Origin of the sequence: Rhodovulum sp. PH10, assembly GCF_000293785.1 — a bacterium.
In the GTDB taxonomy this organism is placed as follows: Bacteria; Pseudomonadota; Alphaproteobacteria; order Rhizobiales; family Xanthobacteraceae; genus Rhodoplanes.
Genome location: NZ_AKZI01000070.1, coordinates 1 through 24,656, shown reverse-complemented (window position 1 = coordinate 24,656; position 24,656 = coordinate 1). Strand labels below are relative to the sequence as shown.

General features: G+C 69.1%; 19 protein-coding genes. 12 read left to right on the top strand and 7 right to left on the bottom strand.

The genetic code is table 11. From position 1 onward, the window contains the following. Positions 1-151: 151 nt before the first annotated feature. The 3 genes from glmM to A33M_RS12695 all read right to left on the bottom strand — a co-directional run bounded on the left by glmM (position 152) and on the right by A33M_RS12695 (position 5,198). Positions 152-1,510 (bottom strand): phosphoglucosamine mutase, encoded by a 1,359-nt coding sequence (gene glmM / locus A33M_RS12705; RefSeq protein WP_008387642.1) that lies wholly within the window; start codon positions 1,508-1,510, stop codon positions 152-154. Positions 1,511-1,758: 248 nt separating this feature from the next. After that, positions 1,759-3,747 (bottom strand): protein meaA, encoded by a 1,989-nt coding sequence (locus A33M_RS12700; protein ID WP_008387640.1) that lies wholly within the window; start codon positions 3,745-3,747, stop codon positions 1,759-1,761. A gap of 167 nt (positions 3,748-3,914) precedes the next feature. Next, complete coding sequence (locus A33M_RS12695; protein WP_052027037.1) at positions 3,915-5,198, bottom strand: glycosyltransferase family 87 protein; 1,284 nt, start codon at positions 5,196-5,198, stop codon at positions 3,915-3,917. 284 nt (positions 5,199-5,482) lie between these two features. Here A33M_RS12695 and ccrA point away from each other — a divergent pair, with 284 nt between their 5' ends. Both ccrA and A33M_RS12685 read left to right on the top strand, forming a co-directional pair. Continuing rightward, positions 5,483-6,757 (top strand): crotonyl-CoA carboxylase/reductase, encoded by a 1,275-nt coding sequence (ccrA, locus tag A33M_RS12690; protein WP_008387635.1) that lies wholly within the window; start codon positions 5,483-5,485, stop codon positions 6,755-6,757. Between the two features lie 242 nt (positions 6,758-6,999). Continuing rightward, positions 7,000-7,185, top strand: a complete 186-nt coding sequence (locus A33M_RS12685; RefSeq protein ID WP_157223454.1) for a hypothetical protein — start codon at positions 7,000-7,002, stop codon at positions 7,183-7,185. 18 nt (positions 7,186-7,203) lie between these two features. Here the strand turns inward: A33M_RS12685 and A33M_RS12680 are convergent, their stop codons facing one another. Then, a complete protein-coding gene (locus tag A33M_RS12680; RefSeq protein ID WP_040620442.1) occupies positions 7,204-7,548 on the bottom strand; it encodes a hypothetical protein in 345 nt (114 codons plus the stop codon). 190 nt (positions 7,549-7,738) lie between these two features. On the opposite strand from A33M_RS12680, the gene A33M_RS12675 reads away from it, so the two are divergent. From A33M_RS12675 to ppdK, 3 genes are all read left to right on the top strand, one after another. After that, positions 7,739-8,677, top strand: a complete 939-nt coding sequence (locus tag A33M_RS12675; RefSeq protein WP_008387628.1) for a glycine--tRNA ligase subunit alpha — start codon at positions 7,739-7,741, stop codon at positions 8,675-8,677. A gap of 97 nt (positions 8,678-8,774) precedes the next feature. Continuing rightward, entirely contained in the window at positions 8,775-10,880 is a 2,106-nt protein-coding gene (glyS, locus tag A33M_RS12670) for a glycine--tRNA ligase subunit beta (protein WP_008387627.1), read from the top strand. A gap of 159 nt (positions 10,881-11,039) precedes the next feature. Then, positions 11,040-14,360: a pyruvate, phosphate dikinase gene (gene ppdK, locus A33M_RS12665; protein ID WP_008387626.1), complete on the top strand. Its 3,321-nt coding sequence runs from the start codon at positions 11,040-11,042 to the stop codon at positions 14,358-14,360. A gap of 214 nt (positions 14,361-14,574) precedes the next feature. On the opposite strand, the gene A33M_RS12660 is transcribed toward ppdK, so the two are convergent. Next, positions 14,575-16,236: an electron transfer flavoprotein-ubiquinone oxidoreductase gene (locus A33M_RS12660; RefSeq protein ID WP_008387625.1), complete on the bottom strand. Its 1,662-nt coding sequence runs from the start codon at positions 16,234-16,236 to the stop codon at positions 14,575-14,577. Between the two features lie 196 nt (positions 16,237-16,432). On the opposite strand from A33M_RS12660, the gene A33M_RS12655 reads away from it, so the two are divergent. Beyond that, positions 16,433-17,347, top strand: a complete 915-nt coding sequence (locus tag A33M_RS12655) for a uracil-DNA glycosylase (RefSeq protein ID WP_040620455.1) — start codon at positions 16,433-16,435, stop codon at positions 17,345-17,347. Between the two features lie 77 nt (positions 17,348-17,424). Then, positions 17,425-17,823, top strand: a complete 399-nt coding sequence (locus A33M_RS12650; protein WP_008387623.1) for a (deoxy)nucleoside triphosphate pyrophosphohydrolase — start codon at positions 17,425-17,427, stop codon at positions 17,821-17,823. A 181-nt stretch (positions 17,824-18,004) separates the two neighbouring features. On the opposite strand, the gene A33M_RS12645 is transcribed toward A33M_RS12650, so the two are convergent. Beyond that, a complete protein-coding gene (locus tag A33M_RS12645; RefSeq protein WP_008387622.1) occupies positions 18,005-18,913 on the bottom strand; it encodes a methyltransferase domain-containing protein in 909 nt (302 codons plus the stop codon). A 229-nt stretch (positions 18,914-19,142) separates the two neighbouring features. On the opposite strand from A33M_RS12645, the gene A33M_RS12640 reads away from it, so the two are divergent. The 4 genes from A33M_RS12640 (at position 19,143) to A33M_RS12625 (ending at position 21,827) form a co-directional block, all read left to right on the top strand. Then, positions 19,143-19,937, top strand: coding sequence for a ComF family protein (locus tag A33M_RS12640; RefSeq protein ID WP_008387621.1), 795 nt, complete (start codon positions 19,143-19,145; stop codon positions 19,935-19,937). A 101-nt stretch (positions 19,938-20,038) separates the two neighbouring features. Then, positions 20,039-20,323 (top strand): glutaredoxin 3, encoded by a 285-nt coding sequence (gene grxC, locus A33M_RS12635; protein ID WP_008387620.1) that lies wholly within the window; start codon positions 20,039-20,041, stop codon positions 20,321-20,323. Further along, a complete protein-coding gene (locus A33M_RS12630) occupies positions 20,320-21,210 on the top strand; it encodes a carbon-nitrogen hydrolase family protein (RefSeq protein ID WP_008387619.1) in 891 nt (296 codons plus the stop codon). The genes grxC and A33M_RS12630 overlap by 4 nt, the downstream gene beginning before the upstream one ends. Then, positions 21,207-21,827, top strand: coding sequence for a DUF1178 family protein (locus A33M_RS12625; RefSeq protein WP_008387616.1), 621 nt, complete (start codon positions 21,207-21,209; stop codon positions 21,825-21,827). The genes A33M_RS12630 and A33M_RS12625 overlap by 4 nt, the downstream gene beginning before the upstream one ends. Positions 21,828-21,898: 71 nt before the next feature. On the opposite strand, the gene A33M_RS12620 is transcribed toward A33M_RS12625, so the two are convergent. Beyond that, entirely contained in the window at positions 21,899-22,822 is a 924-nt protein-coding gene (locus tag A33M_RS12620) for an EamA family transporter (RefSeq protein WP_008387614.1), read from the bottom strand. Between the two features lie 401 nt (positions 22,823-23,223). Here A33M_RS12620 and A33M_RS12615 point away from each other — a divergent pair, with 401 nt between their 5' ends. After that, positions 23,224-24,369, top strand: coding sequence for a carbohydrate kinase family protein (locus A33M_RS12615; protein WP_008387610.1), 1,146 nt, complete (start codon positions 23,224-23,226; stop codon positions 24,367-24,369). Positions 24,370-24,656: the final 287 nt, after the last annotated feature.

The window sequence follows — 24,656 nt, the reverse complement described above, 5'->3', positions numbered from 1 at the left end:
CGAACGCCCGTCGTAGAGGGACTTCGGCCACCCACGCGGGGCGGGACCGGCACGAGAAAAAGGCCCGGCGCGAGCCGGGCCTTTTTCGTCCGCTTTTCGATCGCGAGAGGGAAACGTCGGACGACCGACAAAGTCGCCGTCGAAACCCGGGTCAGCCGGCGGCCGACACCTCGGTGATGGCGCCGACGATCTCGTCGACCACCGCCTCGACCAGATCGGGGTCGTCGCCCTCCCCGGTCACCCGGATCACCGGCTCGGTGCCGGAGGGCCGCACGATCAGCCGGCCGTGGCCGTTGAGCCGCTGCTCGGCCCCGGCGATCACGCCCACGACCGTCTCGTGCTCGGTGGGCTTGGCGCCGCCGCCGTTGCGGTAGCGCACGTTCTTGGTCACCTGCGGCAACGGCTCGAAGCGGTGGCACACCACCGACACCGGCTGATCCATCTTCTTCACGCAGGCGAGCACCTGCAGCGCGGCGACGAAGCCGTCGCCGGTGGTCGCGTAGTCGGACAAGATGATGTGGCCGGACGGCTCGCCGCCGACATTGTGGCCGTGCTCGCGCATGCGCTCGAGCACGTAGCGGTCGCCGACCGGCGTGCGCAGCAGCGACAGGCCACGCTGCGCGAGATGCCGCTCGAGCCCGAGATTGCTCATGATGGTGGCGACGATGCCGGGCTGCGACAACCGGCCGTCCTCCTGCCAGCTCTCGGCGATCACCGCGAGGAGCTGGTCGCCGTCGACCAGTTGGCCGTGCTCGTCGACCATCACCACGCGGTCGGCGTCGCCGTCGAGCGCGATGCCGACATCGGCCCGCATCTCCCGCACCTTTGCCTTGAGGGTGGCGGGCGAGGTCGAGCCGCATTCGCGGTTGATGTTGAGGCCGTCCGGGTCGACGCCGACCGGGATCACCTCGGCGCCGAGCTCCCACAGGGCTTCCGGCACCACCTTGTAGGCGGCGCCGTTGGCGCAATCGACCACCACCCGCAGGCCTTCGAGCGAGAGAGCGCGCGGAAGCGTGCGTTTGGCGAACTCGATATAGCGGTCGCGCACGCCCTCGATGCGCTTGGCCCGCCCGAGCGCCGGCGATTTCGCGAGCCGCTTGGAGAGGTCGGAATCGATCAGTCGCTCGATCTCCTCCTCCTGGTCGTCCGACAGCTTGTAGCCGTCCGGGCCGAACAGCTTGATGCCGTTGTCGTCGTACGGGTTGTGCGAGGCGGAGATCATCACGCCGAGATCGGCGCGCATCGAGCGGGTGAGCATCGCCACCGCCGGCGTCGGCATCGGCCCGAGCAGAAGCACGTCGAGCCCGACCGAGGTGAAGCCCGCGACCATCGCGTTCTCGATCATGTAGCCGGACAGCCGGGTGTCCTTGCCGATCACCACCCGGTTGCGGTGGTCGCCCTGGCGGAAGACGAGGCCGGTCGCCTGCCCCACCTTGAGCGCGAGGTCCGCGGTGATGACGCCGTTCGCGCGGCCGCGAATGCCGTCGGTGCCGAAATACTTGCGAGCCATGAGCCCCCCGGTCTCGGAATCCCTGTGGCCCCGCCCGCGCCTCTCCGGGCGCCGACGGGGCGGTCGGGCCGGAGTTTACGGCTTCGCCCCGCCGCGCGCCTTAAGAAAATGGTCCTAGGGGCGGGGGCGCCTCCCCTGCCGAGGCACCACGACGCAAGGGACGGGTGGTCGGGCCGATGCCGCCCGACCGGAAATGCCCCTTTGCCGGACCAGTCCGTTCGCCGGGCGAGTCCGGCCGGGCGAGCCCGTCAGGCCGCCTTGTCGGAGGCGGCGTCTTCGACGATGCGGACCACCTCGTGCATGATCCTGTTGAGGTCGAAGTCCTTCGGCGTGTAGACCCCCGCCACCCCGGACGCGCGCAACGCCGCGGCGTCGTCGGGCGGGATGATGCCGCCGACCACCACCGGCACATGGGCGGCGCCGGCCTCCTTGAGCTTCGCCATCACCTCGGCGACCAGCTCCATGTGCGAGCCCGACAGGATCGACAGCCCGACCACGTGCACGTCCTTCTCGCGCGCCGCCTGGGCGATGTCGGCCGGGGTGAAGCGGATGCCGTCATAGACCACGTCCATGCCGGCGTCGCGGGCGCGCACCGCCACCTGCTCGGCGCCGTTCGAATGGCCGTCGAGGCCCGGCTTGCCGACCAGGAATTTCAGCCGGCGCCCGAGCTTTCGCGACACGCGGTCGACCTCGGCCTTCAGCTCGTCGATGTTCTTGGCGTCGTTGCGCGCGGCCGCCGACACGCCGGTCGGGGCGCGGTACTCGCCAAATCCTTCGCGCAAGGCGAAAGCCCACTCGCCGGTGGTGACGCCGGCCTTCGCGCAGGCGATCGAGGGCGGCATGATGTTGGTGCCCTCCGTCGCCGCCCGGCGCAGCGCCGCCAAAGCCTCGGCGACGGCGGCATTGTCGCGCGCCTCGCGCCACGCCTGCAGGCGGGCGACCTGCTCGGCCTCGACCTCCGGCGGCACGGTGATGATCGCGCCGTCCCCGGTCGGCAGCGGCGACGGCTCGGTCTCGACGAACTTGTTGACGCCGACCACCACCTGCTCGCCGGCCTCGATCAGCTCGAGGCGCCGCGAGTTGGAGTTCACCAGCTGCGCCTTCAGATAGCCCGAGTCGATCGCCGCCACCGCGCCACCCATCTCGAGGATGCGCCGCAGCTCGTCCTGGGCTTCCGCCTTCAGCTCGGCGACCTTCTTGGCGATCTCGGTCGAGCCGGTGAAGACGTCGGCATATTCGAGCAGATCACTTTCGTAGGCGAGGATTTGCTGGGCACGCAGCGACCATTGCTGATCCCACGGGGTCGGCAGGCCGAGCGCCTCGTTCCAGGCGGGAAGCTGCACGGCGCGCGCCCGCGCGGTCTTCGACAGCGTCACCGCGAGCATCTGCAGGAAGATGCGATAGACGTTGTTCTCCGGCTGCTGCTCGGTGAGCCCCAACGAGTTCACCTGCACGCCGTAGCGGAAATAGCGCTGCTTCGGGTCCTCGACGCCGTAGCGCTCGCGGGTCAGCTCGTCCCAGATCTCGACGAACGCCCGCATCTTGCAGATCTCGGTGACGAACCGCATGCCGGCATTGACGAAGAACGAGATGCGCCCGACCACCTCGCCGAATTTCGCGCCCTCCATCTCGCCGGTGGCCTTCACCGAATCGAGCACCGCCACGGCGGTCGCCAGCGCATAGGCGAGCTCCTGCACCGGCGTCGCGCCCGCCTCCTGCAGATGGTAGGAGCAGACGTTCATCGGGTTCCATTTGGGCATCTCGCGGGTCGTGAACAGGATCACGTCCTTGATCAGCCGCATCGACGGCCCCGGCGGAAACACGTAGGTGCCGCGCGACAGATATTCCTTGATGATGTCGTTCTGGGTGGTGCCGGTGAGCTTTCCGCGCGGGGCGCCCTGCTCGTCCGCCACCGCGACATACAAGGCCAGCAGCCAGGCGGCGGTGGCGTTGATGGTCATCGAGGTGTTCATCTCGGCGAGCGGGATGCCGTCGAACAGCGCGCGCATGTCGCCGATGTGCGAGATCGCCACGCCCACCTTGCCGACCTCGCCGCGGGCGAGGGCGTGGTCGCTGTCGTAGCCGGTCTGGGTCGGCAGGTCGAAGGCGACCGACAGGCCGGTCTGCCCCTTGGCGAGGTTCCTCCGATACAGCGCGTTCGACTCGCGGGCGGTCGAATGACCCGCATAGGTGCGGATGATCCACGGCTTGTCGCGCGTCGTGCGATGCTCTGTCACGGCAATAACCTCCCGGATGCGGCGCGTGGCGCCGGTTTCACTCACCGTCGAATTCTTGTTTTGCGAAATATTGCAGCGCAACCGCCGATCCTTGCAAGACCGTTTCGCACCGTCCACCCCTCGACTTTCGGGCGTGGCGATCCGTCGCGGCCGGCGGTCTCGGAGCGTCAGACGGCTTGCGGGACGGGGGCGGCAAAAGCCCGGCGGGCGACCAGCGCAGCGGTGACGGCGACCCCGAACAGGCCGACCGGCACGCCCACCACCGGCAGCACCAGAAACAGGCCGGCGATCAGCGCCAGCCCGGCCGTCTCGCCGGGCAGAAATCCACGGGCGAGCGCCGCGCGCAAGAGGAAGGCGAGCGGCACGGCGAGGATCGCGAGGTCGTAGAGATAGATGTAGGGGCTCGCGAGCAGCACGCCGAGGCCGAGCGCGGCGGCCTTCGTGTCGGCATCGACCCGACGGCTCCGCCACAGCACCACGAGGCCGACCGCGGTGAGGGCGGCGACCGTGCCCTGAAGGGCCCAGGCGAGCGTCGCACCGCCACCGAGCAGGCGGACCGCCGAAAACACGCTCTGGAACTTTTGCCATTCGGTCCCGGTGCCCGAAAGCAGAGCATGCGAGGTGAGCGGCAGCCAGTGGAAGAACGCCTCCCACACGCCCGGCCCGAACACCGCGAGCGTGACGGCACCGAGCAGCAGCGCGGTCACGGCCGCCGACAGGATCACCTTCCACCGCCCGGTCGCCAGAAGCACCAGCGGAAACAGCACGCCGTATTGCGGCTTGTAGGTGAGGAGCCCGAGACAGATCCCGGCGACCACCGGCTGGCGGTCGAGGCAATAGAGCGTGCCGCCGATCAGTGCCGCGGTGAAGAAGCCGTTCTGGCCCGGCACCAGGTTCGGCACCAGCACCGGGAAGGCGCCGGCGAACAGCCAGCCCAGCCTGTCGCCGACGATGGCGCGGATCGTCGCGAGATAAAGGGGCAGCGTCACCGCCATCCAGGCGACGAAGGCGGCGGCATAAGGCAGCGTCGCCAACGCCGTCGCCACCAGCAGGAACGGCGGCGGATAGTGCCACGCGTAATAGCGGGCGACCGCATGGCCGGCGACGGCATTCTCGGCGGCCCGGTGCAGCGTCCAGTCCCAGGCGGCGGCGGGCGCCCCGTCGAGCGCCAGCCTGCCGGCCGCATGGACCATGGTGAAGTCGGTGTGGACCGGCAAGCCGTCGCGGCCGACGATCCAGCTGCCGCCCCACAGCACAGCTGCCAGATAGGCGACATTGACGACCAGCAGGGCGAAGCCCGCCAGCTTCAGCGCATCCGCCTTGCGCGCCGGCCACTGCCGGAACGGCAGCGGATTTGTCCGCGGACCTTTCCGCGGACCGACCGGCGAGGCCGGCGGAGGAGGCTCGGGACGGCGCGAGGACGCGGACGAGGACGTCGCGGACGAAAACATGGCCGGCTCCGATCGGCGTCGGGCAATTCGCTCTCGGCGCACCTCGCCGCGGTTCCACGATGCCGCGATCGCCTCGAGGAACGCTTAATGCCGCAGGCCCCGGCGCCGGCCACTCGCCGCGGCGCGGGCACCACCGTGAGCCGCAACGAAGCGCTCCTTGCGCGCCCAGGGCACGCGCGTGTTCGCCCTAGTATTTATTGCGACGCGAAATCCCCTGTTGCAGACTGCCGGAAGACCAACAATTTCGAGGAAACGCCTGCGCCTTGCAGCGACGGAGGATTGCCATGACCTTGCCCGAGCTCAGATCGTCCACGGAGCGGAAGGACCTCTACGAGATCGGCGAGATCCCGCCGCTCGGCCACGTCCCCGCCAAGATGTACGCCTGGTCGATCCGCAAGGAGCGCCACGGCCCGCCCCAGGACGCGATGCAGGTCGAGGTCCTTCCCACCTGGGAGATCGGCGACGAGGACGTGCTGGTGCACGTGATGGCCGGCGGCGTGAACTACAACGGCATCTGGGCCTCGCTCGGCCAGCCGATCTCGGTGCTCGACGCCCACAAGAATCCATACCACATCGCCGGCTCCGATGCCTCGGGCATCGTCTGGGCGGTGGGTGCGAAGGTGAACCGCTGGAAGGTCGGCGACGAGGTGATCGTCCACTGCAACCAGGACGACGGGGACGACGAGGAGTGCAACGGCGGCGACCCGATGTTCTCCTCCTCGCAGCGCATCTGGGGCTACGAGACGCCGGACGGCTCGTTCGCTCAGTTCTGCCGGGTGCAGTCGCGCCAGCTCCTCAAGAAGCCGGACCACCTCACCTGGGAGGAGGCGGCCTGCTACACGCTGACGCTCGCCACCGCCTATCGCATGCTGTTCGGCCATCCGCCGCACATGCTCAAACCCGGCGACAACGTGCTGGTGTGGGGCGCCTCGGGCGGGCTCGGGGTGTTCGGTGTGCAGATCTGTGCGGCCGCCGCCGCCAACGCGATCGGCATCATCTCGGACGAGTCGAAGCGCGACTACGTGCTCGGGCTCGGCGCCAAGGGCGTGATCAACCGCAAGGACTTCAAGTGCTGGGGCCAGATGCCCCAGGTGAACACGCCGGAATACGACGCCTGGGTGAAGGAGGCGCGCAAATTCGGCAAGGCGATCTGGGAGATCACCGGCAAGAAGGACGTCGACATCGTGTTCGAGCACCCCGGCGAGGCGACCTTCCCGGTCTCCTGCCTGGTGGTCAAGCGCGGCGGCATGGTGGTCTTCTGCGCCGGCACCTCCGGCTTCAACATCACCTTCGACGCCCGCTACGTCTGGATGCGGCAGAAGCGCATCCAGGGCTCGCACTTCGCCCATCTCAAGCAGGCCTCGGCGGCCAACCAGTTCGTGCTCGACCACCGCATCGACCCGTGCATGAGCGAGGTGTTCTCCTGGGAGCAGATCCCGCTCGCCCACCAGATGATGTGGCAGAACCAGCACAAGCCCGGCAACATGGCGGTGATGGTCAACGCGCCGCAGCGCGGCCTGAAAACCTTCGAGGACGTGCTCGAGGTGGTGGGGTCGTAGGGGGAGGCGAACGCGGGCGGAGCTTTCGGACCTGCGATCGAGTTGTCGTCCAGCACGCGATCCTCGGCGGCACCGTGGCGTTTCGATCACGCCCGGTGCTCCTCTCTCGGCATTGCGGCGATCGCCGTGCCGGGACGCTGAACGAACTGATAAGCCTATCCGAATAGCATGTGTCGAAGCGCCGGGGGTCGAGGACAGCGATGAGGCCATTCGCCGTGAGCGATCGAGCGTTCGAGGTGACGATGGCGGTGACGCTCGGTGTCGCCTACGCCGCGGCACTCGCCGGCCTGTTCGGGCTGGCGAACGCCTGGACGCTCTTCCTGCTGACGCTCTCCGGTATTACCGTCGCATTCGTCGCCATCGTCGGCCATTTCGTCGTCTCCTCCTTCAGCATCAGACGGCGGTTCCGATCGTCCGGTAAAGGATGAGAGATCGAGCGGGCAGCGTCAGCGCCCGCCGGTCGTGCTACCCGTGGCCGGCGTCTTCCCGCTGGCTGCATCGCTGGATGTCGGACCGGCGTCACGGGTCGAAAGCCGGGTCTCCACGCGGGCCAAGCCTTCGCGGAGATGGACAGCGTCGTCGCGAAGCCCATCGAGCGTTTTCTCGATCTTGCTCAGGCGGTCGTCGATCGAAACGATGCTCGACCCGATCACCGCCGTTTCGGTTTTCAGGTCGCCGATTCGAGAGTTGAGGTCGGAGCTCAGGCTCCACGCGCCGGCCAGCAACGTACCGAGGAGCGCCAGCAAGCCGATCAGCAATGCCTGAAGCAACCCGAGCCGTGACTCGAGCATGCTCCAGGTTCGATCGGTATCATGTTCCGCCATACGAGACAATTTAGTTGCGTCTCATTGTTTTGCAACCCGTTCCGTCGGCTTGACCCCGCAAACCGCCGCCGATACGGTCCGCGGCCTTCGGGCCGCGACGCCGGCGCCCGCTCGCCGGCGCGGCCTCAGACAGAACTTTCCCGTCTCGCGAGCCGCCATGGACACCCAAAACCTGCCGCCGCACATGCGGCCCGATCGCTCGTTCCAGGGGCTGATCCTCGCCCTGCAGCGCTACTGGGCCGACCAGGGCTGCGTGATCCTCCAGCCCTACGACATGGAGGTCGGCGCCGGCACCTTCCATCCCGCGACCACCTTGCGGGCGCTCGGCCCGAAGCACTGGAAGGCGGCTTACGTGCAGCCCTCGCGCCGCCCGAAGGACGGCCGCTACGGCGAGAACCCCAACCGGCTGCAGCACTATTACCAATTCCAGGTGATCCTGAAGCCGTCGCCCGACGACCTCCAGAACCTCTATCTGAAATCGCTCGCCGCGATCGGCATCGACACCCGCCTGCACGACGTGCGCTTCGTCGAGGACGACTGGGAGAGCCCGACGCTGGGCGCCTGGGGGCTCGGCTGGGAGTGCTGGTGCGACGGCATGGAGGTGTCGCAGTTCACCTACTTCCAGCAGGTCGCGGGCTTCGAGTGCGCGCCGGTGGCAGGCGAGCTGACCTACGGGCTCGAGCGGCTGGCGATGTACGTGCAGGGCGTCGAGAACGTCTACGACCTCAATTTCAACGGCCGCGAGGGCGCCGAGCGGGTCGCCTATGGCGACGTCTTCCTGCAGGCCGAGCAGGAATATTCCCGGCACAATTTCGAGCACGCCGACACCGACATGCTGTTCGAGCAGTTCCGCATGGCCGAGGGCGCCTGCAAGACCTACCTCGACGCCGGCTGGGCCGACGAGACGCACACTCGCCATTTGATGGCGCTGCCCGCCTACGACCAGTGCATCAAGGCGAGCCACGTGTTCAATCTGCTCGACGCCCGCGGGGTGATCTCGGTCACCGAGCGCCAGAGCTACATTCTGCGCGTGCGCGAGATGGCAAAGGCCTGCGGCGCCGCCTGGCTCGCCACCGCCGGCGGCGGCGCGGCGTAGGACCCGCACCGCCCCGTGACCGCCTGACAGAACTCCCTTTCCGCCGCCCGGACCACCGTCCGGGGACGGCGAACCGCAAAGCCCGAGTCCACCGCCCATGCCCGACCTCCTGCTCGAACTCTTCTCCGAGGAAATCCCCGCCCGCATGCAGGCGCGCGCCGCGGAGGATTTGACGTCCATGGTCACCAACCGGCTGGTCGATGCCGGGCTGGTGTACGAGGCGGCGACCGCGTTCGCGACGCCGCGGCGGCTGGCGCTGGCGATCCAGGGCTTGCCGGCGAAGCAGCCGGACCTTCGCGAGGAGCGCAAGGGGCCGCGGGTCGGCGCCCCCGACAAGGCGATCCAGGGATTCCTCAAGGGCGCCGGGCTCGACGACCTCTCCCAGGCGACCATCCAGAAGGACCCGAAGAAGGGCGATTTCTACGTCGCGCTGATCGAAAAACCCGGCCGGCCGGCGATCGACGTGCTCGCCGAAATCCTGCCCGTGGTGGTGCGCACCTTCCCGTGGCCGAAGGCGATGCGGTGGGGCACCGGGCGGCTGACCTGGGTGCGGCCGCTGCACGCGATCGTCGCGACCTTCGGGCCGGAGACCGAGGACCCCGACATCGTGCCGTTCTCGGTCGACGGCATCGCCAGCGGCGACACCACGTTCGGCCACCGCTTCCTGGCGCCGGAGAAAATCCGGGTGAAGCATTTCGACGACTACGTGGAAAAGCTCGCCGCCGCCAAGGTGTTGCTCGATCCGGCAAGGCGGCGCGCCATCGTGCTCGCCGACGCGAAATCGCTCGCCTTCGCGCAAGGCTTCGAGCTGGTCGAGGACCAGGGGCTGCTCGACGAGGTGTCCGGGCTGGTCGAGTGGCCGGTCGTGCTGATGGGCTCGTTCGACCCGGAATTTTTGAAAATCCCCGACGAGGTGATCCGCTCGACCATCCGGGCGAACCAGAAATGCTTCGTGGTGCGCAATCCGGGCACCGGGACGCTGGCGCCCAAGTTCGTGCTGGTGTCGAACAACGAGGCGACCGACGGCGGCAAGGCGATCGTCGCCGGCAACGAGCGGGTGATCCGGGCGCGGCTGTCGGACGCAAAATTCTTCTACGAGACCGACCTGAAGACCCGGCTGGAAGAGCGGCTGCCAAAATTCGAGAACATCGTCTTCCACGAGAAGCTGGGCACCCAGGCCGAGCGCATCGCCCGCATCGAGCGGCTGGCGGTGGAGCTGGCGCCAAAGGTCGGGGCGGACGTGGACAAGGTTCGCCGCGCCGCACGGCTGTGCAAGGCGGACCTGCTCACCGAGGTGGTCGGCGAGTTCCCCGAGCTGCAGGGTTTCGTCGGCAAGACCTACGCTTTGGCGCAGGGCGAGGACGAAAGCGTCGCGGCTGCCTGCGAGGAGCACTACAAGCCGCAGGGCCCGGCCGACCGGGTGCCGACCGATCCGGTGTCGGTGGCGGTCGCGCTCGCCGACAAGCTCGACACCTTGGTCGGCTTTTGGGCGATCGACGAGAAGCCGACCGGCTCGAAGGATCCGTTTGCGCTGCGCCGGGCGGCGCTGGGGGTGATCCGGATCGTGCTGGAGAATTCGCTTCGCCTCGCGCTCGTGCCGTTGATCGGCAAGGCACGCGACGAGGGCTTGGCCGTCACCGGGCCGAAGCAAGCGCTGCCGGAGGCCGGGCCGCTCGCCGCCGATCTCCTCGCCTTCTTCGCCGACCGGCTGAAAGTCCAGCTTCGTGAGCAGGGTGCCCGCCACGACCTCGTGGATGCCGTGCTGGCGTTGGGTCTCCAGGACGACCTCGTAAAGATCGTCCGCCGGGTCGAGGCCTTGGCAAAATTCCTCGACAGCGACGACGGCAAGAACCTTTTGGTGGGCGTGAAGCGGGCGACCAACATTCTCCGCATCGAGGAGAAGAAGGACGGCGTCCGCTACGAGGGCCCGGCCGATCGAACCCTGTTCCGGGCGGACGAGGAGCGGGCGCTGGCGTCCGCGATCACCGAGGCGAAGGCGCGGGCGACCGCAGCGGTCGGCGCCGAGGATTTTTCGGCCGCCATGGCGGCGATCGCCACGCTGCGTCCGGCGGTCGATGCGTTCTTCGAGAAGGTGACCGTGAACGCCGACGAGGCGCCCGTGCGGGCGAACCGGCTGCGGCTCCTCGACGAGATCCGTGCCGCCACGCTCGCGGTCGCCGATTTTTCGCGCATCGAGGGCTAGCAAAATCGGCGCGGCCGATGGAAACTGCGCCTCGTAATTATCCGGACCAACGTCTTTCGGATGTTTTCCTTCGGGACCGAGTGACCCGGCCTCGTCGTGGCGCTCTCGCGATTGCGCGCGCCCTCGAGGCAAAAGCGATCAGCGAATCGGAGCTAACGCATGGCCAAGTCGAGCAAAGCACAGCGCCGCCCTGTAGCGACCGCCCGCGCCGGGCGAGCCGCCGCCGAACCCGAGACCGCAGCGCGCAAGCGCAAGCCGGCGCTCGAGGTGATCTCGACGAAGCCGAGCAAGGGGGCCGGGAAGGCCGCCGCCAAACCGGCCGCCAAGAACGGCGCCAAGAAAGCGACGAAGAACGGCGCCGAGGTCGTCGCCAAGAGCGCGACCAAGGCCGCCGCGAAGAACGGGGCCAAGGTCGCGGCCAGAAGCGCGGCGAAGCCGGCCGGCAAGTCGACCGCCAAGGCAGCCATGAAGCCGGCCGTGAAGCCGGCCGAGCGCAGCGTCGCCAAGAGCGCACGCAGCGCCGCCCGGACCGCCGCCAAGGCGCCGACCGCCGCCACCCGCGCGCCGAAGGCCGCCGCCGCCAAGGCCTCCACCCGCGGCACCGCCAAGTCGGCGCCGAAGGCGGCCAAGCAGGCCGGACGCGGCGCGGCCGGACGCACCTCGGTCGCCGAGAAGGTCGCCGCCGCGGTGAAGCCGCTCGCCCGTAACGCCGCCACCGCCGCCCGCGCGATCTTGAAGCCTACCGCCAAGACCCCGACCAAGGCCACCAAGGGCGCCGCCAGGGCGATCCCGACGGCGATCAAGGGCAAGTGGGTCTACACCTTCGGCGACGGCAAGGCCGAGGGCGCCTCGGCGATGAAGAACTTGCTCGGCGGCAAGGGCGCGAACCTCGCCGAGATGGCCGGCCTCGGCCTGCCGGTGCCGCCCGGCTTCACCATCACCACCGAGGTGTGCACCTACTATTACGCCAACGGGAAGACCTATCCGAAGGACCTCGTGGCGCAGGTCGAGAAGGCGCTGGCGCACGTCTCCAAGATCACCGGCCGAAAGTTCGGCGACAAGTCGAACCCGCTGCTGGTGTCGGTGCGCTCGGGCGCCCGCGCCTCGATGCCGGGCATGATGGACACGGTGCTCAATCTCGGCCTCAACGACGAGACCGTGGAGGCGCTCGCCGCCGGCGCCAACGACCGCCGCTTCGCCTACGACTCCTATCGCCGCTTCATCACCATGTATTCGAACGTGGTGCTCGGCATCGGCTACGAGAATTTCGAGGAGCTGCTCGACGAGCACAAGGAGGCGCACGGCTACAAGCTCGACACCGACCTCACGGCGGAAGACTGGGAGGAGATGGTCGCGCGCTACAAGGCCCGCGTCGAGAAGGAGCTCGGCGAGCCGTTCCCGCAGGACCCCGAGAAGCAGCTGTGGGGGGCGATCGGCGCGGTGTTCGGCAGCTGGATGAACCAGCGCGCCATCACCTATCGCCGGCTCAACAGCGTGCCGGAGAGCTGGGGCACCGCGGTCAACGTCCAGGCCATGGTGTTCGGCAATCTCGGCGAGACCTCGGCGACCGGCGTCGCCTTCACCCGCAACCCCTCGACCGGCGAGAAGCGCCTCTATGGCGAGTTCCTGATCAACGCCCAGGGCGAGGACGTGGTGGCGGGCATCCGCACCCCGCAGGAGATCACCGAGGCGGCGCGCATCGAGGCGGGCTCCGACAAGCCGTCGCTGGAAATGACGATGCCGGACTCCTTCAAGGAGCTGGTGGCGATCTACAACAAGCTCGAGAAGCACTACCGTGACATGCAGGACATGGAATTCACGGTGGAGAAGGGCAAGCTGTGGATGCTGCAGACCCGCACCGGCAAGCGCACCGCCAAGGCGGCGCTGAAGATCGCGGTCGATCTCGCCAGCGAAGGCCTGATCACCGAGAAGGAGGCGGTGACGCGCGTCGAGCCGGCCTCGCTCGACCAGCTCCTGCACCCCACCATCGACCCCAAGGCCGAGCGCAAGGTGATCGCCACCGGCCTGCCGGCCTCGCCCGGCGCCGCCTCGGGTGAGATCGTGTTCTCCTCCGACGAGGCGGAGGAGATGAAGGCGCAGAACCGCAAGGTGATCCTGGTGCGGGTCGAGACCAGCCCCGAGGACATCCACGGCATGCACGCGGCCGAGGGCATCCTCACCACCCGCGGCGGCATGACCTCGCATGCGGCGGTGGTCGCGCGCGGCATGGGCAAGCCGTGCGTCGCCGGCGCCGGCTCGATCCGGGTCGACTATGCGGCCGGCACGATGACGGCGGGCAGCTTCGTCTTCAAGAAGGGCGACGTCATCACCATCGACGGCGGCACCGGCCACGTGCTGGGGGGCCGCGTGCCGATGCTCGAGCCGACGCTGTCGGACGACTTCGCCACCCTGATGGGCTGGGCCGACAAGGTGCGGCGCCTCAAGGTGCGCACCAATGCCGACACCCCGAACGACGCCCGCGTGGCGATAAAATTCGGCGCCGAGGGCATCGGGCTGTGCCGCACCGAGCACATGTTCTTCGAGCCCGACCGCATCCGTGCGGTGCGCGAAATGATCCTCGCCGACGACGAGGCGAGCCGGCGCGCCGCGCTCGGCAAGCTTCTGCCGATGCAGCGCGAGGACTTTGCGCAGATCTTCGAGGTGATGAAGGGCCTGCCGGTGACCATCCGGCTGCTCGACCCGCCGCTGCACGAGTTCCTGCCGCACACCGACGCGGAGATCGAGGACGTCGCCAAGGCGATGGGCGCCGACCCGCGAAAGCTCGCCGACCGGGCAAAGTCGCTCGCCGAGTTCAACCCGATGCTCGGCTTCCGCGGCTGCCGGCTGGCGGTGGTCTATCCGGAGATCGCCGAGATGCAGGCCCGCGCGATCTTCGAGGCGGCGGTCGAGGCCGGCAAGAAGACCGGCGCCCCGGTGGTGCCGGAGGTGATGGTGCCGCTGGTCGCGACCAAGGCCGAGCTCGACCTGGTGAAGGCCCGGATCGACGCAATGGCCGAAGCAGTGATCGCCGAGACCGGCACCGAGCTCACCTGGCAGGTCGGCACCATGATCGAGCTGCCCCGCGCGGCACTGCGGGCCGGCGAGATCGCCGAGGCGGCCGAGTTCTTCTCGTTCGGCACCAACGACCTGACGCAGACCACCTTCGGCATCAGCCGTGACGACGCCGCGACCTTCCTCGGCTCGTACACCACCAAGAACATCCTGCCGTGCGACCCGTTCGCCTCGCTCGACACCGAGGGCGTCGGCGAGCTGATGAAGATCGGCACCGAGCGCGGCCGGGCGACCCGGGCGAAGCTCAAGACCGGCATCTGCGGCGAGCACGGCGGCGATCCCGCCTCGGTCGCGTTCTGCCACGCGATCGGCCTCGACTACGTGTCGTGCTCGCCGTTCCGGGTGCCGATCGCCCGCCTCGCCGCCGCCCAGGCGGCGGTCGGCGGCACCGGCTCCGGCACGGTGTGAGGCCGGTTCCGGACGAACGGTTCGGGACATCGATCACGGCCCTTCACCTCTCCCCGCTTGCGGGGAGAGGTCGCGAGCGAAGCTCGCGGGTGAGGGGCACGCCACGGCACCGACGCCGCCGCGCCACCGAAACGAAAAGAAGCCCGGGCCGCGCGAGCGACCCGGGCTTTTGTCTGTCGTCGTCCTCTGCGGCGCCGATGGCGACGCCGCCCGCTCACATGCTCGGATAATTCGGGCCGCCGCCGCCCTCCGGCGCCACCCAGGTGATGTTGCCGTTGGGGTCCTTGATGTCGCACGTCTTGCAGTGCACGCAGTTCTGCGCGTTGATCACGAAGCGCACCCGCGCCTGCGGACCCTCGTCGCGCACCCATTCGTAGACGCCGGCCGGGCAGTAGCGCCCCGACGGGCCGGCATAGATGTCGTATTCCGACGCCTTCTGCAGCCCCGGATCGGCGAGCTGCAGATGCGCCGGCTGGTCCTCCTCGTGATTGGTGTTCGAGAGATACACGGAGGAGAGCCGGTCGAAGGTGAGCACGCCATCGGGCTTCGGATAGGCGATTGGCCGGCAGGCGGCGGCGGGCTTCAGGCTCGCGGCATCGGTCTTGCCGTGCTTCCGCGTGCCGAACAGCGAGAAGCCGAGCGTGTTGGTCCACATGTCGATGCCGCCGAGCGCGATGCCGACCAGCGTGCCGAAATGCGACCAGAACGGCTTTGCGTTGCGGACCTTCCACAGATCCTTGCCGATCGCGGAGGCGCGCCAGCCGGTGTCGTAATCGGTCAGCTCGTCGCCGGCGCGACCGGCCGCGAGCGCCGCCGCGACGTGCTCGGCCGCCAGCATCCCCGACGCCATTGCATTGTGCGTGCCCTTGATCCGCGGCACGTTGAGGAAGCCGGCGTCGTCGCCGATCAGCGCCGCGCCCGGCACCACCAGCTTCGGCACCGACTGATAGCCGCCCTCGGAAATCGCCCGCGCGCCATAGCCGATCCGCTTGCCGCCGGCGAAGGTGTCGCGCACCAGCGGGTGGGTCTTGAAGCGCTGGAACTCGTCGAACGGCGACAGATACGGGTTCTCGTAATTGAGGTGCAGCACGAAGCCGACCGCGACGAGATTGTCGCCGTAGTGATAGAGGAACGAGCCGCCGCCGGTCTTGTTGTCGAGCGGCCAGCCAAAGGTGTGCTGCACCAGCCCCTTGTGGTGCTTGTCCGGGGAAACCTCCCACAGCTCCTTGATGCCGATGCCGTACTTTTGCGGCTCGCGGCCCTCGGCGAGGCCGAATTTCGCGATCAGCCTTTTTCCGAGATGGCCGCGGGTGCCTTCGGCGAACAGCGTGTATTTCGCCCGCAGCTCCATGCCGCGGGTGAAGGTGTCCTTGGGCTCGCCGTCCTTGCCGATCCCCATGTCGCCGGTGGCGACGCCGACCACCTCGCCATTGTCGCCGTAGAGAATCTCCGAGGCGGCGAAGCCCGGATAGATCTCGACCCCCAGCTCCTCCGCCTTGCCGGCGAGCCATTTGCAGGTGTCGCCGAGCGAGACGATGTAGGCGCCGTGATTGCTCATCAAGGGCGGCATCAGCTTGGCCGGCAGCCGCACCGCGCGCTGGCCGAACAGCATGTAGAAGCGATCGTCGGTCGCGGGCGTCGCGATCGGCGTCTCCTCCTTGCGCCAGTCGGGCAGCAAGCTGTCGAGCGCCACCGGGTCGATCACCGCGCCGGAGAGGATGTGGGCGCCGACCTCGGAGCCCTTCTCCACCACCACGACCGATGCCTCGGGTGACACCTGCTTCAGCCGGATCGCGGCGGCGAGCCCGGCCGGGCCTGCGCCGACGATCACCACGTCGAACTCCATCGCCTCGCGGGCGGGCAACTCACCGTCCATCACGTCACCCCTCGATCGAAACGCACGACTTCCGCTCGCGGCCCAGATTGCAGACCCGGTGGGATTGCGCGCTGCGGCAATTGGAAGCTGTGCCGCGCGGATTCGCCCGACCAATACCATGCTCGGGCGCGGCCGCAGCCAGCTTTTGCCCTGCCTGCGGGACGCATGCGACGGAAATTTCGTGTATGGGTCCGGCATGCACGCCGATCCCGCCGATGCCGCCCGCGCGCTCCTCGCCTTCTGGCTCGAGGCCGGGGTCGACGCGCTCGTCGACGAGGCCCCGGTCGACCGGCTGCGGCCGGAACCGTTGCCGGAGCCCCCGCGGGAGGCGCCGGCGCCGTCGCACGAAACGCCCGTCGCCGCGCCGCGCCGGGAGCCGGAGCCGCGCGCCCGCCCGCCGCTGACCAAGACTCCGCCGGGCGGAACCCGGCCGGCCGCGCCCGCGCTCGGCGGCAATGGCGGCCCGGCCGATCCGGACGAGGCCGTGATGGCCGCCCGCACGGCGGCGCGCGAGGCGGAGAGTCTCGAGGCGCTGGCGGCGATCCTCGCCAAATTCGAGGGCTGCGCGCTGAAGGCGACGGCGAGCCGGCTGTGCTTTGCCGACGGCAAGCCGGGAACGGCGGTGATGCTGGTCGGCGAGGCGCCCGGCCGCGACGAGGACATCGAGGGGCTGCCGTTCGTCGGCCGCTCGGGCAAGCTGCTCGACCGGATGCTGGCGGCGATCGGCCTCGACCGCAAGAACGAGGGCCGCACCGGCGCCTACATCGCCAACATCGTGCCGTGGCGCCCGCCCGGCAACCGCACGCCGACCCCGCTCGAGAGCCAGATCTGCCTGCCCTTCATCCACCGCCAGATCGAGCTGGCGAACCCCGAGATTCTGGTCTGCCTCGGCGCGCCTGCGGCGCAGGCGCTGATCGGCATCAAGGAGGGCATCATGAAGACCCGCGGGCGCTGGTTCACCTATCGGACCGGCCGGCGCGAAATCCGCGCGATCGCCACCCTGCACCCCGCCTACCTGCTGCGGCAGCCGCTCGCCAAGCGACTCGCCTGGCGGGATTTTCTCAGCGTCCAGGCGGCGCTCGCCGAGGCCGATCCGAACAGCGAGGCATAGATCGCGGTTGCGCTCGCCGGCCGGCGGCGCGACATCGGCTGCCGACCACCCGGCAGATTTTTCCGTCAGGAGCTTTCGTGACCCTTCTTCTCGTCGCCGCCTGCGCGCTGATCGATACCGACGGCCGCATTTTGCTCGCCCAGCGCCCCGAGGGGCGGTCGATGGCGGGGCTTTGGGAGTTTCCCGGCGGCAAGGTCGAGCCCGGCGAGACGCCCGAGGCGACGCTGATCCGCGAACTTTTCGAGGAGCTCGGCATCACGGTGAAGGCGCCGTGCCTGGCGCCGCTCACCTTCGCGAGCCACGCCTACGAAAGCTTCCACCTGCTGATGCCGCTTTACGTGTGCCGGCGCTGGGAGGGCATCCCAGTGCCGCGCGAAAAACAGGTGCTGCGTTGGGTCAGGCCGCAGAAGCTGCGCGACTATCCGATGCCCGACGCCGACGTGCCGCTGATCCCGCATCTGATCGATTTGTTGTGATACCCACGGCGACAGTGTTCGGCCTCGTCCTGAGGAGCACTCCGCAGGAGTGCGTCTCGAAGGACGAGGCCACTGCGCAGGCCTCATCCTTCGAGACGGCCGCTTCGCGGCCCCTCAGGATGAGGTCGTAGTTTCCCGCCGCTGATATGACCGCACGCGGCGATCGTCGGAAAACGAATCGTCACCGCCGTCGCGGATCGGCCTTCTCGCCGAGCGGAATTTCCTTGGTGCCGAGCGCATCGGCGAGGCGGTGCGTGGCGCTGCCCGGCGCGAGCGGCTTTTGCTGGCTCTCGTGCGGCGCCCAGCCGGACAGCCAGACGATCTCGACCGTCGCGCGCACCCGCCCATCGGCATCCGAAAATTTTTCGGCATAGATCTCGAGCGCCCGCATCAGCGTCGCGCGCTTGAGCGGCGTGCGGCGCCGCTCGGCGAGCGGATTGGTCGCGCCCATCGCGCGAAGATCCTGCATCAGCGCGATCGGTGACGAATAGCGCACCGTCACGTTGTCGAGATCGGTGACCGGCAGCGCGAAGCCCGCCCTTTGCAGCAACGCGCCGATGTCGCGCACGTCGGCGAACGGCGCGACGCGCGGCGACACGCCGCCCTCGCACTCCTCCTCGGCGAGCGCGAAGCTCTGGCGCAGCTCCGTGAGAGTCGCGCCGCCGAGCAGCGCGGCGAGAAACAGGCCGTCCGGCTTCAACGCACGGCGGACCTGCGCGAAGGTGCCGGGCAGATCGTTGACCGCCTGCAGCGAAAGTCCCGACACCACGAGATCGAGTGCGCCGTCGGCGAACGGCAACATCTCCTCGTCGGCGACCACCGACACCGTCCCGCCGTTCTCACGCGGCTCGAGCCACGGGGCGGTCGTGATCACGTCGGCGACGCGCGCGCTCTCGGCGAGCACGCGCGCCATCGCATCGCCCGGCGAGCCGAGATCGACCGCGCGCGCAAAGGTGCGCAGCACCGCCTGCAGTCGATCGGCGAGATCGTCGGCTATTCGCTCGATCAGAAACGTGGGAGCGCCGAGCGCCGCGGCGCGCTTGCGCCGGGCAGTCACGGTTGCGCGATCGAACACGTACGGCGCCGTCATGCAGCCATCCTCGAGAGAGCGTTTGTCACTGCGCCACTGTGCGCGACACGACACGAGTCACGATTCACGACGCAATGCGCGAGACGGCGAGCGGAGTTCTCGCGAGCGTGGTGAAACCGCATGAAGTGGCGTATGATACCTGTGAACCGCGGACGAGCCCGCCATTGGCGCACCGCTTGCATGAATCCCTCGTGCAGGTTTCGTGCGCAAGGAACGAGGCCGATGAACGATGGTTCGTATAGCCACGCGTGCGACCGCCGTCATCGGTTCGGTTCGCGGCGCGTCGGCGAAGGCCCTGGGGGCGGCCTGGCACGCGGCGTTGGACGCGACCTTGCCGCCGCTGTGCCCGGCCTGCGCGACACCGGTCGCCGACCCGGGTGCGCTGTGCGGGCCGTGCTGGTCCGGTCTCTCGTTCGTGACACCTCCGTTGTGCGAGCGGCTCGGCACGCCGTTTCCGCACGCCTTCTCGCCATCCGTCTCGGCGCGCGCCGTCACCCATCCGCCGGCCTTTTCGCACGCACGCGGGGCGGTGCGTTACGATGCGGTCGCGCAGACGTTGGTGCATGCGCTGAAATACGGCGACCGGCTCGACCTCGCGCCGATGATGGGACGCTTCATGGCGACCGCCGGCCGCGCGCTGCTGGCCGAGGCGGACGCGCTGGTGCCGGTGCCATTGCACTGGCGTCGGTTGTGGACGCGACGCTTCAATCAGGCGGCGCTGCTCGCCACCGTGATGGCGGATTCTTCCGGCATACCGCGATGCGACGAGGTGCTGCGGCGGGTGCGTGCGACACCCCAGCAGGTCGGAATGACGCGGGACGAGCGCGCGGCCAACGTGCAGGCGGCGTTCCGTGTGCCCGATCGGCACCGGCACGCGGTGCGCGGCCGGCGGCTCGTCCTGGTCGACGACGTGATGACGACCGGCGCCACCGCCGACACCTGTGCGAGAACTCTTTTGCGGGCGGGAGCCGCCCGCGTGGACGTGATCGTGTTCGCGCTGGTCGTGAACGCAATGCCGGCATGATCGAGGGGCGACACGCATTGTTGATGCGGTGCAGCGTCCCATATAGTGCCGGTCCGCGTTTCCCCGGTTCGGGGACGCACCGTCCACGGCGAACATGGTCGATGATCGAAAAGACCGAAAAGATCGAGATCTACACGACACCGTCCTGCCCGTATTGCCGCTCGGCGAAACGGCTGCTGGAACGCAAGGGTTTGTCGTTCCGCGAGATCGACGTCGTCGGCGCGCCCGCCTTGCGGGCCGAGATGACGGCGCGCGCCGGCGGGCGCACGACAGTGCCGCAGATTTTCATCGGGCCGACCCATGTCGGGGGCTGTGACGACCTCTATGCCCTCGATGCGGCCGGCGCGCTCGATCCACTGCTGAGGCGTGACGGAGGACCATCATGACGTTCCAGCTCCGCGAGAGTTCGATCTTCCGTGTGGCCTTGATCCAGATGCAGTCGGGGCGACGGCCGTCGGTCAATATCGACACCGCCGCCAAGCTGATCGGCAAGGCGAAGAGCCGCGGCGCGCACTACGTGCAGACGCCGGAAACGACCAATGTGATGGAGGTCGATCGCGAGCGCCTGTTCGACGCGATCGCGCCGGAAGAGACCGACGCCGGCCTCGCCGCGCTGCGCGAGGTGGCGCGCCGTCACCAGATCTGGCTGCACATCGGCTCGCTGGCGATCAAGGTCGGCCCCGACACCGCGGCCAACCGCTCCTATCTGATCGACCCGACCGGCGAGATCGCCGCCTTCTACGACAAGATCCACATGTTCGACGTGGATCTCGCGGACGGCGAGTCGTTCCGCGAATCGCGCAACTTCCGCCCCGGCGACCGGGCGGTGGTGGCCGACCTGCCGTGGGGCCGGCTCGGCATGACGATCTGCTACGACCTGCGCTTCCCGGCGCTCTACCGGGCGCTCGCCGAGGCCGGCAGCGCGTTCGTCGCGATCCCCGCCGCCTTCACCCGCCAGACCGGCGAGGCGCACTGGCACGTGCTGCTGCGGGCCCGCGCGATCGAGAACGGCTGCTACGTCTTTGCCGCCACCCAGGGCGGCATGCACGAGAACGGCCGCGAGACCTTCGGGCACTCGATGGTGGTCGATCCGTGGGGCGTGGTGATCGCCGACAACGGTAGCGAGCCCGGCATCGTGATGGCCGAGGTCGATCCCGCCGCGGTCACCGCCGCGCGCAGCCGCATCCCCTCGCTGCAGCACGGCCGCCGCTTCGAGGTGGGCGAGCCGGCGCCGCGATCGGTCGCCCGCCAGCCGGTTCACGAGGCGACATGATTCGGTACGCGCTCGCGTGCCGCGAGGGGCACGCGTTCGAGAGCTGGTTTCGCAATTCGGCGGACTTCGATTCGCAGGCGGAGCGCAAGCTCGTGACCTGCCCGGTGTGCGGCACCGACGCGGTCGAGAAGGCGTTGATGACGCCGCGGCTCGGGCATTCGGCGAAGAACGGCCCGTTGCTGCCGCCGGAGCTGTTCTCGCCCGCCGAGGCACCGGCCGGGCCGGCTTCTGCCGGTCCGGGCAGTGGCTTGCCGGGCAGTGGCTTGCCGGGCGTGCCGCCGGCGATGGTGCAACAGGCCGCCGGAACGCGAGCGGCGGCGACCGCCCCCGCGGGACCAAATCCCGTATTGTCCGATGCCGTGTCGCCCGATCCCCTATCGATCGTGTCGACCCAGGAGATGGAGCTGCGGCGAAAGCTCCGGGAGCTGCGCGATCATCTGCTGAAGAACGCCGAGCACGTCGGCGCGCGCTTCCCCGAGGAGGCGCGCAAGATGCACTACGGCGAGACCGAGCACCGCTCGATCTATGGCGAGGCGACCCGCGAGGAGGTCGAGGAGATGCTCGAGGAGGGCGTCGAGTTCCACCCGCTCCCCGCCCTGCCCGACGACCGCAACTGACGACCCGACGCGTTCACCCGCTCGCCGGAGACGTTTCGGAGATGCCGGGGGGCCGGGGGCGAGCCCCCCCGTCAGTGCGACCACAACAGGAGCACGACGCCGGCGACGATCAGGGCGATCCCCAAAAACTCGCGCGGCGCGGTGCGCTGGCGGAAGGCGAACCGGGTGACGCCTTGTGCGAACAGAACCTCGATCAGCGCCAGCGTACGGACGTTCGCGGCGGAGGTCAGCGCGAAGGCGAGGAACCAGAACTGCGAGGCGAACGCGCCCATGAAGCCGGCGAGCAGCGAGCCGCGCCAGGCCCGGACGATCGCCAGCAGCACCGCGCGGTCGCGAATCGCCAGAAACAGCGACAGCACCGCCGCCTGAAAGCACAGGCCGAGCGCGAGCGTCAGCGTGGCGGCGGTCAGCCAGGGTGCGTCGAGCGCCAGGATCGCGCCGCGGAAGCCGACCGCCGACAGCGCGAAGAAGGCCGCCGCCGACAGGCCGAGCAGCATCGGCCGGGCGCCGCCGAACCCTTCGCCCGATTTGCCGCCCGACTTGCCGGGCTTCACCGACATCAGGACGACACCGACCGTGGCGATGAGGATGGCGGCCGCCATCGGCGCGGTCACCCGGTCGCCGAGCACCAGGAGCCCGAACAGCGCCACCTGCACCGGCTCGGTCTTGGTGTAGGCGATCACCGCCAGAAACGAGCGCTCGCCCATCGCGGCGAGCATCAGCGCGGTGGCGACGATCTGGGTGAGCGCGCCGGCGACCACCCACGGCCAGAACTCGGCCGGGGGCCGCGGCAGCGGGCCACCGAGCGCGGCGACCACGGCGAGGAAGAGCAATGCGAACGGAAAGCCGAACAGGAAGCGCACATGGGTCGCCCCGACGGTTCCGAGCGTGCCGGTGAGCTGGCGCTGGGCGGCGTTGCGCACCGTCTGGGCGGCGGCGGCGATCACCGTGAAGATGGCCCACGCCCACTCCCACGGAACGACTCCTTCGTGCACGGCGATCTCCGAACGGTTGCGCTGCGGGGCAAAAACGCGGCAATAGGGAGGAATCCGGGGTCGTTCGGCCCCGGCTGGTGTGAATTACGCGGCCGGACTATATCTCGTACACGTAGAAATGCGGCGAGCCGCTTCATCGGGCCGGTCCGCGACGGGACACGGCGCCGGGACACGGCACCGGGACGTGAGCCCCGGATCGACGGAAGGCCGCCCGCCACCCGCGGGCGGAAGCGGTCGGGCCGAGCGGCTCCCGGAGAACCGGGACCGCCGGACACCACCGTGCGGCAGGGGGCGACGCCACGATTCGAGCCCTCGACGGTCCGGCCGGCGGCAGCGGTGCCCCGGCGGCCCGAAACTTGCGACGCGTATCGTTCGAGGACCGGTGAGGCAGGAGGGTTTCGATGAAGGCTCTGACGGTCGGCGGGGCGATGATCGACACGATCGCGATCATCGAGAGCTCGCGCATCGAGCGGATGGCGATGTCCAATGCCGATTCGTCGTTCCTGCTGATGGAGGAGGGCCGCAAGACCGAGGCCCTGGAAATCTCCACCCACATCGGCGGCGGCGCGGTGAACGCGGCGGTGTCGATGTCGCGGCTCGGGTTCGACGTCTCCACCCTGATCAAGCTCGGCCAGGACAACCGGGCGGAAACCATTCTGACCACGCTCGAGCACGAGGGGGTCTCGACCCGCTGGGCGCTGCGCGACAACCGCGCGCCGACCGGCGCCTCGGTGCTGATCTCCTCGCACGACAGGAACGCGGCGGTGTTCACCTTCCGCGGCGTCAACACCATGCTCGAGACGAGCGACCTGCACGACAACGCCTTCGCGGTCGACGTGATCTACATCACCTCGCTGTCCGGCCGCTCGGCCGAGCGCTTCCCGGACATCGTCCGGCGCGCAAAAGCGCAGGGCGCGCTGGTGGCGACCAATCCGGGCGTGCGCCAGCTGTCGGCCCGCGCCGGCCCGTTCCAGGACGCGCTGCGCATGGTCGACATCGTCGCGCTCAACCGCTCGGAGGCCTCCACGCTGGTGCCGAGCCTGATCGCCCAGTTCGGCGAGGGCGGCCCCAAGTTGCCGCTGGCGGAGGGCGAGGAGCGCCCGGACATCGACAAGCGGCCGCTGTCCGGCGGCGGCTTCGACATGAGCGTGGTGCAGTTCTTCCGCGCGCTGACCTCTCTCGGGCCGAAGCGGGTGCTGCTCACCGACGGCAAGCGCGGCGCCTATGTCGCGACGCCCGAGGAGATCGTGTTCTGCCCGTCGGTCGACTGCACGGTGGCCGGCACCGCCGGCGCGGGCGACGCCTTCACCTCGACCTACACCGCCTTCGAGGCGCTCGGCTTCCCGCCGGTCGAGGCGCTCAAGGCCGCGACCATCAACGCCGCCTCGGTGGTCGGCTTCGTCGACACCCAGGCCGGGCTCCTCAAGCGCGAGGAGCTGGAGAAGCGGATCGAGGCGCTCGGCCCGCAATTCACCACGCGCTCCTGGCCGCTGCATTTCGAATCGCCCGACGACGAGCGCGAGGTCGGCGAGATGGCCGCGGAGTAAACCCGGTTCTGCCGACGCCGGTGCGTTCCGTGCACGGCGCCTGCTCTCCCTCTCCCCGCCCGCGGGGAGAGGGTCGGGCCGAGGGGCATTCGGCGCCGACCGTCGTCTCGGGATCCCCTCACCCGACGTCCGCCCGAGTGCGGACGTCGATCTCCCCCCGCTCACGGGCTACGGCATGCACACATCGTCTCCATTGCATGCGTCCGTCATGCGCGGGCTCGACCCGCGCATCCATCAAAAATCGAAAAACGTCTTTGTTTTCGGTTTGATGGATCGCCGGGTCGAAG